Origin of the sequence: Methylobacterium sp. B4, from assembly GCF_003201865.1 — a bacterium.
Lineage (GTDB): Bacteria > Pseudomonadota > Alphaproteobacteria > Rhizobiales > Beijerinckiaceae > Methylobacterium.
Window position 1 is genome coordinate 53,402 of the sequence record NZ_QJJJ01000009.1, and the last position, 13,969, is coordinate 67,370.

General features: G+C 70.0%; 11 protein-coding genes. 6 read left to right on the forward strand and 5 right to left on the reverse strand.

The features are described 5' to 3' along the window. Positions 1 to 119: 119 nt before the first annotated feature. Complete coding sequence (locus BY998_RS13170) at positions 120 to 1,124, reverse strand: D-glycerate dehydrogenase (RefSeq protein WP_110352078.1); 1,005 nt, start codon at positions 1,122 to 1,124, stop codon at positions 120 to 122. A 362-nt stretch (positions 1,125 to 1,486) separates the two neighbouring features. Here BY998_RS13170 and BY998_RS13175 point away from each other — a divergent pair, with 362 nt between their 5' ends. After that, positions 1,487 to 2,080 carry an SH3 domain-containing protein gene (locus BY998_RS13175; protein ID WP_110352079.1) on the forward strand — a complete coding sequence of 198 codons (594 nt, stop codon included), beginning with the start codon at positions 1,487 to 1,489 and terminating at the stop codon, positions 2,078 to 2,080. Positions 2,081 to 2,141: 61 nt separating this feature from the next. Here BY998_RS13175 and irr read toward each other — a convergent pair whose 3' ends face one another. Further along, a complete protein-coding gene (irr, locus tag BY998_RS13180; protein ID WP_110352080.1) occupies positions 2,142 to 2,645 on the reverse strand; it encodes a Fur family transcriptional regulator Irr in 504 nt (167 codons plus the stop codon). A 295-nt stretch (positions 2,646 to 2,940) separates the two neighbouring features. Here irr and fabA point away from each other — a divergent pair, with 295 nt between their 5' ends. The 5 genes from fabA to BY998_RS13205 all read left to right on the forward strand — a co-directional run bounded on the left by fabA (position 2,941) and on the right by BY998_RS13205 (position 7,438). Next, complete coding sequence (gene fabA, locus BY998_RS13185; protein ID WP_110352081.1) at positions 2,941 to 3,480, forward strand: 3-hydroxyacyl-[acyl-carrier-protein] dehydratase FabA; 540 nt, start codon at positions 2,941 to 2,943, stop codon at positions 3,478 to 3,480. A gap of 147 nt (positions 3,481 to 3,627) precedes the next feature. Further along, the gene (gene fabB / locus BY998_RS13190) at positions 3,628 to 4,854 is read left to right on the forward strand and encodes a beta-ketoacyl-ACP synthase I (RefSeq protein ID WP_110352082.1); all 1,227 of its coding nucleotides are present in this window, start codon (positions 3,628 to 3,630) and stop codon (positions 4,852 to 4,854) included. A gap of 438 nt (positions 4,855 to 5,292) precedes the next feature. Continuing rightward, positions 5,293 to 6,123 carry an enoyl-ACP reductase FabI gene (gene fabI, locus BY998_RS13195; protein ID WP_110352083.1) on the forward strand — a complete coding sequence of 277 codons (831 nt, stop codon included), beginning with the start codon at positions 5,293 to 5,295 and terminating at the stop codon, positions 6,121 to 6,123. Positions 6,124 to 6,203: 80 nt separating this feature from the next. Further along, positions 6,204 to 6,977: a flagellar type III secretion system pore protein FliP gene (fliP, locus tag BY998_RS13200; protein ID WP_110352084.1), complete on the forward strand. Its 774-nt coding sequence runs from the start codon at positions 6,204 to 6,206 to the stop codon at positions 6,975 to 6,977. 56 nt (positions 6,978 to 7,033) lie between these two features. After that, complete coding sequence (locus BY998_RS13205; RefSeq protein ID WP_110352085.1) at positions 7,034 to 7,438, forward strand: DoxX family protein; 405 nt, start codon at positions 7,034 to 7,036, stop codon at positions 7,436 to 7,438. A 3-nt stretch (positions 7,439 to 7,441) separates the two neighbouring features. On the opposite strand, the gene BY998_RS13210 is transcribed toward BY998_RS13205, so the two are convergent. The 3 genes from BY998_RS13210 to BY998_RS13220 form a co-directional block, all read right to left on the reverse strand. Beyond that, the gene (locus BY998_RS13210; RefSeq protein WP_110352086.1) at positions 7,442 to 10,768 is read right to left on the reverse strand and encodes a hypothetical protein; all 3,327 of its coding nucleotides are present in this window, start codon (positions 10,766 to 10,768) and stop codon (positions 7,442 to 7,444) included. Positions 10,769 to 10,894: 126 nt separating this feature from the next. Beyond that, entirely contained in the window at positions 10,895 to 11,305 is a 411-nt protein-coding gene (locus BY998_RS13215; protein ID WP_110352087.1) for a hypothetical protein, read from the reverse strand. Between the two features lie 153 nt (positions 11,306 to 11,458). Beyond that, on the reverse strand, positions 11,459 to 13,606 hold the full coding sequence (locus BY998_RS13220; protein WP_110352088.1) for a S9 family peptidase: 2,148 nt from the start codon (positions 13,604 to 13,606) through the stop codon (positions 11,459 to 11,461). Between the last annotated feature and the right edge of the window lie 363 nt (positions 13,607 to 13,969).

Consider the following 13,969-nt stretch of genomic DNA (forward strand, 5'->3'; position numbering starts at 1 on the left):
TGCTAGGGCTCGCGATGACGGAGAACGCGGCGCCGTAGCGAGCTCCAACGAGGCAACCCGGCGGCGCACCGCTCCCGGATGAGCAGGCATGGCCGCCGTCGCTCGGCGGCCGATTCGTGTCAGAGCATGCTGGGCAGGATTCGATCCGGCGGGCGGTGGCCGTCCATGAAGGTCTTGATGTTGATGATGACCTTCTCGCCCATGTCGGTGCGGCTCTCGTGCGTGGCCGAACCCATATGCGGCAGCAGCACCACCTTGCCGGTGCGTGCCAACCGCACGAGACGCGGGCTCACCGCCGGCTCCTGCTCGAAGACGTCGAGGCCTGCCGCCGAAATTTCGCCGGCCTCGATGAGCCGCGCCAGGGCGTTCTCGTCGATGACCTCGCCGCGAGCGGTGTTGACGACGATCGATTCCGGCTTGAGCAGCTTGAGGCGGCGGGCGGAAAGCAGGTGGTAGGTCGCGGGCGTATGCGGGCAGTTCACGGAAACGATGTCGACCCGCGCCAGCATCTGGTCGAGGGATTCCCAGTAGGTCGCGTCGAGCGATTCCTCGATCGAGGAGGGCACTCGGCGGCGGTTGTGATAGTGGATCGACAGGCCGAAGGCCTTGGCGCGGCGAGCGAGCGCCTGACCGATGCGGCCCATGCCGACGATGCCGAGGCGCTTCCCGGTGATGCGGCGGCCCAGCATCCAGGTCGGCGACCAACCGGTCGTCCAGTCGTCCTCGGGGATGATGCGCGCGCCCTCGGCGATCCGGCGGGCGACGGCCAGGATCAGCGCCATGGTCATGTCGGCGGTGTCTTCGGTCAGCACGCCGGGCGTGTTGGTGACGGTGATGCCCCGCTCCAGGGCGGCGGCGACGTCGATATGGTCCACACCGTTGCCGAAATTGGCAATGAGCCGGAGGTTCGGACCCGCCTGCGCGAGGAGACCGGCGCTGATCTCGTCGGTCACGGTCGGGACCACCACGTCGGCCTCGCGGAACGCGGCGGCCAGGGCCTCCTGCGAGAGCGGTGCATCGTCGTGGTTGAGGCGCGTGTCGAACAGCTCGCGCATGCGCGTCTCGACCGCGTCCGGCAGACGCCGGGTGACGACCACCAACGGCTTGCGCTTCAACGACGACATGTTTCCTCCCGGCGAGGCCGTCCCGCGTTTCGTTCCTGCCCCGAACCCGGGCTCCGGTGCGGTTGCCCGCCCGCCGGCTTACGCTCCCTTAACCACGTTGCGGCCAGAAGGGGCGGAGGCGGACCGGGCTCCCGGCCACGCCGCAGGACATCCGGCCTCTCTACCAGAGAGGTCGGGGAACACAATGCGGCCCACCCCGCCCGTCCCGCCCGGAACGCCGTCGCCCCGGCGGCAAATCCAGGGCGGCCGAAGACGGCCGTCGCCGGTCCCGGCCGGACGACGCCGCCTGAACACGCTTTTCCTCCGCCGTCCCGGACGGCGGACAAGACTTTCCCGAAGCCACGGATCGGAGACGAGGGACCATGCGCCCGCCTAACCTGCCCCTGGTGAACCCCACCCGCCTCGCGTTGCTCGCAGCGTTGTTCGCCCTGCTGGTGCCGCTGACCGCAGAGGCGGCTCCGCCCGCCGAATCCGAGGTCGGCAAGGGGCCCGTCACCAAGCTGCCGCTGCCGCGCTACGCCAGCCTGAAGAGCAACCGCGTGAACCTGCGCGAGGGCCCCTCGAAGGATCACCGTACCCTCTGGGTGTTCCAGCGGGCCGGCCTTCCGGTCGAGATCGTTGCCGAGTTCGAAACCTGGCGGCGCATCCGCGATTCGGAAGGCACCGAGGGCTGGGTTCTTCACAACCTGCTGTCGGGACGCCGCACCGCCGTCGTGATCCCGCCCTCCGGCGAGCGCGCCGATTCAGCCAAGTCCACGGTGCCGCTCACGGCGGCCGCCGACGAGCAATCGGCCGAGGAAGCCCGGCTGCAGCCCGGCGTCATCGGCAGCGTGAAGAGTTGCGGCGGCACGTGGTGCCGGCTCGTCGTGCCGCTCCCCGACAAGAGGGGCGACGTGGACGGCTACATCCGCCAGAGCCGGCTCTGGGGCGTCTACCCGAACGAGCGGGTGGAGTAGAAACCAGAAAGGGCCCGGAAAAACCGGGCCCTTTCTCGTTCGGAATCGGCGCGAAGCCGAATCAGGCGCGGCCGGACGTGGCGCGACGGCGCAGACGAACGATCACCTCGACGCCGGCGATCTCCATGCCCTCGGGCGCCTCGGGAAGCGAATCGACCGAGATGCCGCATTCCGGCATGTCGAGCACCTCACCCTCCTCCTCCAGGAAGAAATGGTGGTGCTCACTCGGATTGGTGTCGAAATAGGCCTTCGATCCATCGAGGGCGAGTTGGCGCAGCAGGCCCGCCTCGGTGAACTGGTGAAGCGTGTTGTAGACGGTCGCCAGGGATACAGGGACCTTGGCCCGCATCGCCTCGTCGTAGAGCATTTCCGCGGTCAGGTGGCGGTCGCCGCGGCCGAACAGGAGCCAGCCGAGCGAAAGGCGCTGCCGGGTCGGCCGCAGGCCCGCCCGGCGCAGACGGTCGCGCAGGTCGGAGAGCGGACAGCCCCGACGGCCGCTGACCGCGTCGGCCGGCGAGATCGAGCGTGCGTTGAGCACGGCCTGAAGAGGCGTCAGATCGGACATGGCTGGGAAGGATTCCCGCTAATTTAGAATGACTAAAGCTAGCAAAGTATACGGCCGCGCAGCGCCTGCGGCAACCCGTACGAGCCCAAGCTCGGGTTTGATGCGTGGAGGACGCATGGCTCGCGGGCCGGCTGGACGCGCAATGCGTGCGTACGGCCGTGATTGCCGAGGGCCGCATCGTTCCGAGTCCGCTTTGTGGGCGCGGCAAGCCTGTGCTACGAGGCGCCCATTCCTTTACCCTCCGACCGCCCTGTTCCGTCGGACCCGTCCGTCACCGAGGACCCGTACGTCATCCATGGCTTCTCTCGACCAGCAATCCGACGGCGCTTCTCCGCAGCGCGCTTCGAGCTTCTCCTACGAGGATCTCCTGGCCTGCGGGCGCGGTGAGCTGTTCGGGGCCGGCAACGCGCAGCTCCCGCTGCCGCCGATGCTGATGTTCGACCGGATCACCTCGATCGGGACCGAGGGCGGCGCCCACGGTAAGGGTCACGTGCTGGCCGAGTTCGATATCCGGCCCGACCTCTGGTTCTTCCCCTGCCACTTCAAGGGCGATCCGGTGATGCCCGGCTGCCTCGGCCTCGACGCGCTCTGGCAGCTTGTCGGCTTCCATCTCGGCTGGCTCGGTTCGCAGGGCCGCGGCCGGGCGCTGGGCGTCGGCGAGGTGAAGTTCACCGATCAGGTGCTGCCGAGCGTCAAGCAGGTGGTCTACGGCATCGACATCAAGCGCGTGCGCCAGGGCAAGCTCGTGCTCGGCATCGCCGATGGCTGGCTCGAGGCCGACGGCCGGCGGATCTACGAGGCGAGCGACCTGCGGGTGGCCCTCTTCCGCTCCTGAGCCCCGGCCGGGCGCCGATTACGCGCGGCGATCGAGCCCGTCCGGAGCGAAAGAGCGCCCGTGCGCGGTTGAGATTGGGCGCGCATCATCCTAACTGACCCCCGAAGAAACGCCGCGGAAGCCGCGGCGCAAGCAGCTTGAGCCATCATGCGGCGTGTCGTCATCACCGGGATGGGCATCGTCTCGTCCATCGGCAACAACACTCAGGAGGTTCTGGCCTCCCTGCGCGAGGCCCGTTCGGGCATCACGCGTGCCGAGGCGCAGGCCGCGCACGGCTTCCGCAGCCAGGTCGCGGGCGCACCGACGATCGATCCCGATGGGGTCGTGGACCGGCGCGCCATGCGCTTCCACGGTGGCGGGACGGCCTGGAACCACATCGCGATGGATCAGGCGATCCGCGATGCGGGGCTGGAGGAGCGGGACGTCTCCAACGATCGCACCGGCATCATCATGGGTTCGGGCGGTCCCTCGACCCGTACCATCGTCGAATCCGCGGCCATCGCCCGCGAGAAGGGGCCGAAGCGGGTCGGACCCTTCGCCGTGCCGAAGGCGATGTCCTCGACCGCCTCCGCGACGCTCGCCACGTGGTTCAAGATCCGCGGCGTGAACTATTCGATCTCCTCGGCCTGCGCGACCTCGAATCACTGCATCGGCAACGCCGCCGAGATCATCCGCGGCGGCCGTCAGGACGTCATCTTCGCGGGTGGATGCGAGGAGCTGGACTGGACCCTCTCCGTCCTGTTCGACGCCATGGGCGCGATGTCCTCGCGTTACAACGAGACGCCCTCCCGTGCCTCGCGCGCCTACGACGTGAACCGCGACGGCTTCGTGATCGCCGGCGGCGCGGGCGTCCTGGTGCTCGAGGAGTACGAGCACGCCAAGGCCCGCGGCGCCAGGATCTACGGCGAGGTCGCCGGCTACGGCGCCACCTCCGACGGGCACGACATGGTCGCCCCCTCCGGCGAGGGTGCGGTGCGCTGCATGCGCCAGGCCATGGAGGACCTGAAGGGCGTCAAGATTGACTACATCAACCCGCACGCCACCTCGACGCCCGTGGGCGACGACAAGGAGATCGAGGCGATCCGCGAGGTGTTCGGCGCCGGTGATGCCTGTCCGCCGATTTCGGCCACCAAGTCCCTGACCGGGCATTCGCTGGGCGCCACGGGCGTGCAGGAGGCGATCTACGCGCTCCTGATGATGAACAACGGCTTCATCTGCGAGAGCGCGCATATCGACGAGCTCGATCCGGCCTTCGCCGACATGCCGATCCTGCGCCAGCGCCGCGACGGGGCGCAACTCGGCCACGTGATGTCGAACTCGTTCGGCTTCGGCGGCACGAACGCGACGCTCGTGTTGAAGCATCCCGACGCCTGACCGACCCCTTCGGTACCCACTTCTCCGCGGCGCGGATGGGCTGTTCTCGCAGTTGCGAAGACGAGGCGAAAGCATAGGGCGACACTTAGTCTGACCGATCGCAGGAACATGACCGTTGCGTCGGCGTTCCTGCTTCGTTAGGCAGGTCGAACCATGATCGTCATCCTCGCTTTGTTCATCGTGTGCGGCCTGGCCCTTGCGGCCAGTCTGGCCGTACGCGCGAAGCAGAAGCTGATCGACGACGCCCAATCCGGCACCCGCGGCTACTTCTGACCGCACGCCGCAGGATGACCGCCTCAGCCCCGCTGCTTCGGCGCCGGGGCGCTTTCGCGCCGAACTCGGATTGTTGCCCCACGCGTGGACAGGCCCGCGCCGGACGGGCTAAGCCTCGGAAGAGGAAATGCGGCGCCGGGCCGAACGCGGACGGATTGTGAGCGAATGACGGGTTTGATGGCGGGCAGGCGCGGCCTCATCATGGGGGTCGCCAACGATCATTCGATCGCGTGGGGCATCGCCAAGACCCTGCACCAGCACGGGGCCGAACTCGCCTTCACCTATCAGGGCGAGGCACTGGGCCGTCGTGTCACGCCGCTCGCCGCCTCCGTCGGTTCCGACATCGTGCTGCCCTGCGACGTGGAAGATCTCGCCACGGTCGATGCCGTGTTCGATGCACTCGACCAGCGTTTTCCCGACGGCATCGACTTCATCGTCCACGCCATCGGCTTCTCGGACAAGGCGCAGCTGAAGGGCCGTTACGTCGACGTGACGACCCGCGCGAACTTCTCGCGCACCATGACGATCTCCTGCTTCTCCTTCACCGAACTGGCCCAGCGCGCCGCCGCCCGGATGCCGCGGGGCGGCTCGCTCCTGACCCTGACCTATGCGGGCTCGACCCGGGTCATGCCGAACTACAACGTGATGGGCGTGGCCAAAGCGGCGCTGGAAGCCTCCGTCCGGTACCTCGCGACGGATCTCGGCCCGGACGGCATCCGCGTGAACGCGCTCTCGGCGGGCCCGATGCGGACGCTGGCCGGCGCCGGCATCGCCGACGCACGGCTGATGTACAATCACCAGAAGGCCCACGCCCCCTTGCGCCGCACGGTGACGCTGGAGGATGTCGGCAACTCGGCTCTCTACCTGCTCTCCGACCTGTCGAGCGGCGTGACCGGCGAGATCCACTTCGTGGATTCGGGCTACAACATCATCTCGATGCCCCGCCCCGCCGTGCTTCAGGCCCAGGACGAGGCCGGCGTCGTCGGCGACGATTGATCGCCGCGCGCGGTTGCCGGGGCGGCGTGTCTTCCCGCCGCTTGTCGAACGGGCGCCCGCGCCGCAGGGTGCGGCCCGCGATGACCCCCTCCCCGCCCCGCCGCTCGCTCCGAACTGCGCTTCCTGCTGGTTTCCTGGCCGGCCTTTTGGCTGCTCTGCTGATCGTTGGCGGGACGGGGGCGGCTTTTGCCCAGAGCGTCACCCTCGATCTCGGTGCCGGCGGCACCACCGAGCGCGCGCTCCAGCTCGTCGCGCTGATCACCGTCCTGGCTCTGGCGCCCTCCGTGCTGGTGATGGCGACCTCCTTCACCCGGATCGTCGTGGTGCTCTCGATCCTGCGTTCGGCGCTCGGCACGCAGACCGCGCCGCCCAACACGGTGATGGTAAGCCTCGCCCTGTTCCTCACCGCCTTCGTCATGGCGCCTACCGCCCGCGAGGCTTACCAGGCCGGGGTCGAGCCGCTGGTGGCGGGGCAGATCACCCAGTCCCAGGCCTTCGAGCGGGCGTCGGCCCCCTTCAAGACCTTCATGTTGCGCAACGTGCGGGAGAAGGATCTGAAGCTCTTCCTCGACATGTCGCGCCAGTCCGTCCCCGCCGGCCCCGAAGCCATCGGCCTCGAGATCGTCACGCCCGCCTTCATGATCTCGGAATTGCGCCGCGCCTTCGAGATCGGCTTCCTGCTCTTCATCCCCTTCCTCATCATCGACCTCGTGGTCGCGTCGGTGCTGATGGCGATGGGCATGATGATGCTGCCGCCCGCGACGGTGGCGCTGCCGTTCAAGCTGATCTTCTTCGTGCTCGTGGACGGCTGGACCCTCGTGGCGGGCTCCCTGATTCAGAGCTACGGAGGGTGATCGCCGGCCGCCACGAATCGTGGTTGCGGCCCGACCCTTCCGAGGAAAGTCGAGACATGAATCTGACGACCGTGACCGCCCAGTGGGCGCCGAGGATGTTGAGCGTGCTGCGGATCGTCTCCGCGCTGGTCTTCATGGCGCACGGCACGCAGAAGATCCTGGGCTTTCCCCCCAGCGCGATGAACCCGCCGCTTCTCTCGCTCTCCGGCATTGCCGGCATGCTCGAACTCGTCGGAGGAGCGCTTCTGCTCGTCGGCCTGTTCAGCCGCCCGGTGGCCTTCGTCCTGTCGGGTCAGATGGCGTTCGCTTACTTCATCGCCCACGCGCCGAAGAGCTTCTTCCCGGCCCTCAACGGCGGCGACGCGGCGATCCTGTTCTGCTTCGTCTTCCTCTACATCGCCTGCGCCGGCCCCGGCCCCTGGAGCGTCGACGCGCAGCGCGGTCGCGGCACGGCCTACTGAGCCTCAGCCCGGCGGGGGCGGCGACGGCGCCTCCGCCCGGTTCCCCGGGGCCTCGCTGCCGCGCTCGGGCACGGCAGTGTCGGGGTATCGCTTGCGGTACTCCGCGAGGAAGGCTGCCAACGTCTCCGCCTTGGTTGCCCGCAGGGCCGCATCGCGGAAAGCGGCGGTGCGGGCGGCGTCCGGCCGCGTCAGCATGGCGAAGGTGCGGGCATCCGCGCTCTCGGCCATGAGCCCCGCGAACTTCGCCTTGAGGCGCTCGAGACCGAGGGTCTCCCCCGCCAATCCGTAGGCGAGTCCGGCCCGAATCACGTCCGCCCGCGCGGCGTCGTCGAGCGGCTTTCCGGAGCGCCAAGCGGGACCGAGGATGGTCTCGTGGGCCTCTCCCGCCTCGCGCCAGCGCCGGGCCGCCCAGAGGATGTCGGCCCGCAGCCGCTCGGCGTCCGTGCCCGTTTCCCCCTCGACCGTCTCCAGGGCGAGATCGGTGCGCGAGAGATCCGACAGGGCCCGGGCACGCAGCAGGGCGCGGGCGCGGCGCACGTCCTCCGGCAGTTCCGGCAGATGGGTCGCGTCGAGGGTCTGAAGGGCCTGAAGCGCCTTGCCTTCCATGAGGCGGATCGTTGCCAGCCGCGCCGAGACCGAGGCGCGCGCCGCACCTTCCAGGCGCCGCTCGATCTGGTATTGCAGCAGTTCGTCGGCGGAATCGAGCAAGTCGAGGGCGACGAGGCGATCGGCCAGACGCCGCACGATCTCGTCGGCGCGCCGGCCGGCCGGCGCGAAGTCCTTGAAATCGAAGTAGAGCGCCAGCGCCTCGACGCCGCCCAGGGCCTCGCCCCGTGCGCCGAGGAACAGGTCTTCGAACAGGGCCTGCGCCCGCTCGTGCAGCGCCCGCGTCGTCTGCGCCTCGGGGCTGAACGCGTTGGCGCGGCGCGCCGTCAGGAAGACCTTGCGCCAGCGGCCGGCCTCCTCGTAGAGCCCGCCGAGCGCCCCCAGCATTCCGATCTCGGTCGGGCCGCCATGCCAGGTCAGCCCCAGGATCTCGAGCCGGTCGATGGCATGGGGCAGTGCCACCTTGCCGAGCGTGCGGCCGAGGGTCGTCGCCCGCAGGGTCGCCTCCGCCGCAAGCGGCCATGGCGCCTGCTGGCGCAGGGTCTCGTAGGCCGAGAGCGCCGCCTCGCCACGCCCCGTCGCCTCGTCCACCTTCGCCCGCAGCAGCGTCAGCCGGTCCCGGGTGTACTCGTTCGCCGCCCGCGAGGCCGCGGTCGAGGCCCGACCCACCGCTTCCCAATCCCCCGTCTCGACCGCGGCCTCGGCGGCGGCGGCGTGAAACAGAGAGGCCAGCGGCTCGGGATAGCGCTCCAGAACCGATTCGCCGGCCCGCAGAGCCGCCGCCGCCTCACTCCATCGGCCGGTCGCCGCGTCCGCGAGGCCGCGCCAGAGCCGGGCTTCCGGACTGGTCGACAGCCGCTCGTCGGCGAGGAGCTTGCGCGCTTCCTCCGCGCGACCGATCCGGATCAGCAGGATTCCGCGCAGGAGCACCGTCTGGCGGTCGCCGTCGATCACGACGTCCTCGGCGGCGGCCGCTCCGAGGGCACCCAGAGCCTCCACATCGAGGTCGTTGGCCATCAGGGCGCGGGCGAGGGTGAGGCGGGCGGCGCCCCGGTCGCGGCGGTGGGCGTCGACGGCGGCCGTGAGACCGTCCCGCAGCATCGCGCGCACGTCGCCGCGCTGCGCGTTCTCCCAGGCGTCGCGGTCGATCACGAGTTCGCCGACGGCTCCGACGGGTGGGTCGGCGGGGCGGGAGACGCCCGAGACGGCAAGCCCGGTCTCCCGGTTGCCTTCCCGGCCGACGGCGACGCCGTCGAGATCGGGCCGGACGGTGAGGTCGTCGGCGAGAGCGAGCACCGCGAGGCCGAGCCGGCTCGGGATCAGCTCGAAATCGACGAAGCGCTGCGCCTTGGCGACGCCCGCAGGGCGGCGGCCCTCGCTGGTGACGACGGCGATGCGCTCGCCGTCGAGGTCGAGCCAGCCCGCCGGGCCGGGCTCGGGCAGACGCAGACCGATGCCGACGCGCCCCGGTGTTCCCGCCACGCGCTGTGCGATCAGGCTCTCGCTCGGCGCGAGACCGTCACCCGCCACCAGCTCCCAGCCGGCGGGTTCGGTCACCGGCACGAGATCGACGAGGCGGCCCAGGGGCGGCCGGAAGCGCAGGACGCTCAGGCCGCCGCTGCGGGCCACGGGTCCGAGGGGAACGAGGCCGGTCGCGCCGGGCGACGGCACGGCGACCGGATCGGTCGTGGCGAAGACCAGGGTGACGATGCCGCCTCGCTCGAACAGGGCCGCGGGCACGCGCTTGGAGAACGGGAAGACGAGCCCCGAACCCGCCTTGCGCGGCGCGATCTCGGCGCGACGGGCCGCTGCCTCCGCGGCCGGCGGCTGTGCGACTGCTTTCGGTGGCTCCTTGGACGCTTCTTTTGCAGGCTCGTGGGCCGCGCTCGCCGGCGGCGCGGACGCCTCGGCGGATTTGGGAGGCTTGGCCAGGAAATCGATCGTCAGGATGTCGTCGTCGCGGGCGGTGGAGAGCGTCACGCCTTCGGCCGGCGTCGCGACGATCCGCGCTTCGCCGGCATCCGTCTCGATCTCGACCCGTCCCACCCCCGGATCGAGGCGTCCGCGTAGAGAGTGGTCGTCGATGCGCCAAGCGCCCGGCAGCGTCAGGCGCGTGCCCGGCCCGTTCGGCGCGAAGGCGGCCTCCGAGCCCTCCGGAAGGCGCAGGCTGAGCCGGGTGCGCACGTCGTTGCGGGCGAGTTCGAGGGCGAGCGGCCGGGGCGGCGGGGCCGGGTTGCGGGCCTTGAGGATGGCCTCGGCGGCGGCGGCACGGCGGGCCAGCTCCGCCACCACTTCGGCGGGCAGGGGCGGCGGGAAGCCGCTCCAGGTCTCGGGCAGCAGATCCACGAAGATCTGCTCGCCGGCCTCCTGCACATTGATGCGGAAGGGCCGCTGGAGGGCGAGCCGCAGGGCCGAGCCGTCGGGGTCGCGGCGCACCACCGAGACGTAGTCCGGCAGGCCCGCGGCGATCCGCTCCGGCCCCGGAGAGACGGCCTCGCCGAAGCCGAGCACGAGGATGGCGCCCGACAGGCGGGCCTTGACCGCGACCGGCCCGTCGAAGGTCAGGACGATGCGACCGAAGCCGTCCGATTGGGCGCCCTTGGCGGAGACGAGTCGCGCGGCCTCCGCGGCGGAGGCCGCCGCGCATAGGCCCAGGGCGAACCCGGCGCGCAGGAGAGCCCTGCCCGGCCGCAGCCCTCGTCCCTGACCGGGCGGTCCCCCCATCGCGCAGAACGCCCGTCCCTGCGGCGGCCGGTCCCAAGGGGAACCGGGCGCCTCACGCCACTCGTGGGGACAGTCTGGCCCAACGCGGTGAACGCGCTCTTAAGGCAGGGCGCGCTGCGGCGCGCCTCAAGAGGCCTTGCGCAGGACGAGACCGGGAATCACGCTTCCCTTCTCGCCGAACAGCTCCACCGCCTTGCGGCAGCTCTCTTCCACGTTCTTCCGGTAGGCTTCCGTGTAGCTCATGCTGCGCATGAGCAGTTCACCCTTCGAGATCGCGTCGAGATCGACGCCCATGGCGGACACGACGGCCTTGAATCGCTCGTAATCGGGTTGCGCCTCCTTGCAGGATTCGCCCACGAAGCGGACGAGCCCAGCGAGCTTGGCCGCACTCGCCTGCTGACGCTCCTGGGGCGTGGCCGGCGCCTTCTCCGCGCTCTCGGGTGCCGGCTGCGCCGCCTGCGGTGCGGGCGTCGTTTCGGCCGCGGCGGCAACCGGCACCGCGAACAGGATCGCGGCTGCGATGGCGAAGTTCTTCACACGTTTTCTCCCTGACTTTCGAGCGCTTTATTATTCTGCTCTTATCTTTCTCAGGCACAGACTAGCAGAGGCGTGATCGCTCTTCTGCCCTCTGCACTTCATTTTTGTGGAGACGCCGGCCGCGCGATCCCGTGCGGCCGGCATCGGTCCCTGTCAGGTCGGCTTCACGGCGCGCCCTGCCGCCATCAGCGCGAAGGCGTAGATCAGGCCGACCTCTTCCAGCCGGTCGAAGCGGCCCGCCGCGCCGCCGTGCCCGGCCTCCATGTTGATCCTGCAGAGGATCGGACCGCCGCCGGTCATGGTGGCGCGCAGCCGGGCGACCCACTTGGCGGGCTCCCAGTAGGTGACGCGCGGATCGGTCAGGCCGCCGAGTGCGAGGATCGCAGGATAGGCCTTGGCGGCGACGTTGTCGTAGGGCGAGTAGGACAGGATCGTCTCGAACGCCTCAAGGCTCTCGGCCGGATTGCCCCATTCGGGCCATTCCGGCGGCGTGAGCGGAAGCTCGGCGTCGAGCATGGTGTTGAGCACGTCCACGAACGGCACGTCGGCGACGATGCCGGCGAACAGGTCGGGAGCGAGGTTGGCCGCCGCGCCCATCAGCATGCCGCCCGCGCTGCCGCCATGAGCGACGATGCGGCCCTTGGCCGTGTAGCCGGCCTCGATCAGCGCCTGTCCGCAGGCCACGAAATCCGTGAAGGTGTTGGGCTTCCGCTCGCGCTTGCCGTCGAGATACCAGTTCCAGCCCTTCTCGGTGCCGCCGCGGACATGGGCGATGGCGTAGACGAAGCCGCGATCGACGAGGCTGAGCCCGTTGGTGCGGAAGGCTGCCGGCATCAGCGTGCCGTAGGAGCCGTAGCCGTAAAGCAGCAGCGGCGCCGTGCCGTCGAGCGGCGTGTCGCGCCGGTGCAGCAGCGAGACGGGCACCGTTTCGCCGTCCGGCGCGGTCGCGAACAGGCGGCGAGTCACGTAGTCGGCGGGCTCGTGGCCGCTCGGCACGCTCTGGCGCTTGCGCAGGATGCGGGCGCGGGTGACGCAATCGTAGTCGTAGGTCTCGCTCGGCGTCGTCATCGACGAGTAGGCGAAGCGGATACGCGCCGTCTCGAACTCGTAGCCCGGCAGCAGCCCGAGGGAGTAGGCCTCCTCGGCGAAGGAGACGGTGTGCTCCTCACCCTTGAGATCGCGCACGACGATGCGCGGCAGGGCGTTCTCCAGTTCGAGCCGCACGAGGTGGTTGCCGAGCACGTGCAGGTGCCGGATCATCACGCCGGGCCGGTAGGGCACCGCATCGTGCCAGTTCTCGCGCGCCGTCGCGTCGAGGGGGCAGGTGACGATCTTGAAGTCCACGGCGCCGTCGGCATTCGTCAGGATGACGAGGTGCGAGCCCCAGTGCTCGACGGAGTAGATCAGCTGCGGCTCACGCGGCGCGACGCAGGTGAGCGGCGCCTCGTCGCTCGAGCGGTCCAGGAGGTGGACCTCCGCCGTCTCGTGGTCGCTCGCGGTGACGGTGAGATAGGTGCCCGACTGGGTGCGGCCGATATTCACGAAGAAGCCCGGATCGGCCTCCTCGTAGACCACCGTGTCCAGCGCCTGATCGGTGCCGAGGCGGTGGCGCAGGACGCGGGCCGGGCGGTGGTTCTCGTCGAGTGCCACGTAGAAGAAGGCGGTGCCGGCGGCGTTCCAGACCGCATCGCCCGCCGTCTCCTCGACCTTCTCCGGGCGGTCCTCGCCGGTCGCCAGATCGCGCACGCGGATGGTGTGGAGTTCCGAGCCCTTGGTGTCGACGCCCCAGGCGAGCAGGCCGTGGTCGTCGGAATGGGCCGCCCCGGCGATCTCGAAGAAGGCGAGCCCCTCCCCCTCACGGTCGCCGTCGAGCAGGATCTGCTCGCCGGTCTCCCCGTCCTCCGCCTCCTCGGCGATTCGGTGAACGGTGCGCGGGCGGCGGCAGATCAGCGGGTGCTGCCCGCCCTCGCGGTGGCGGGTGTAGTAGGCGAAGGGCCCGTCCGGATCGGGCACGGAGGAATCGTCCTCACGGATGCGCCCGCGCATCTCGGCGACCAGGGTCTTGCGCAGGGCCGAGGCCCCGCTGAGCGCCGCCTCGGCATAGGCGTTCTCGGCCTCGAGATAGGCGCGGATATCCGGCGCGAGCGCCGCCGGGTCCTTCAGCACCGCGCGCCAGTTCTCCGCCTTGAGCCAGGCGAAGGGGTCCTCGATGCGCCGGCCGTGAAGCTCGAAGGCGTGCGGGCGCGCCTGCGCCGCGGGCGCTTCGGGCGGCAACGCGAAGGGGGGCGGCTCGAAGGTCATTCCCGGACTCCGGTGTCAGATCGCGTGTGATGAGGCGGTGTGCCGCGCCACGTCCCCTGCCGCAAGCCGTCGCGCCGCGGGGGTGCGGATCGGACGCGCCGCGGAGGCGGCGCGCCATCGGCCGAGGCGACCTTCGAGCATTCACAATCTAACGGGACCATCGGAGTCAGCGATCAAGCCGCTCAGTTGTGCATACCCGTCCTGTCTTGCAGGTCTAATTTCGATGTTCTAGGTAGAACCCGTGACTGAGGGGGCGTCACTCCAAACCGAAAACAAGCGGGTGAATTGCGCAAACCGGTCCGCGCCCAGCCATTGTCGTCGCCCGATCGGGTGGCCGGCGCGTCCGATTGCGGACGTCATACT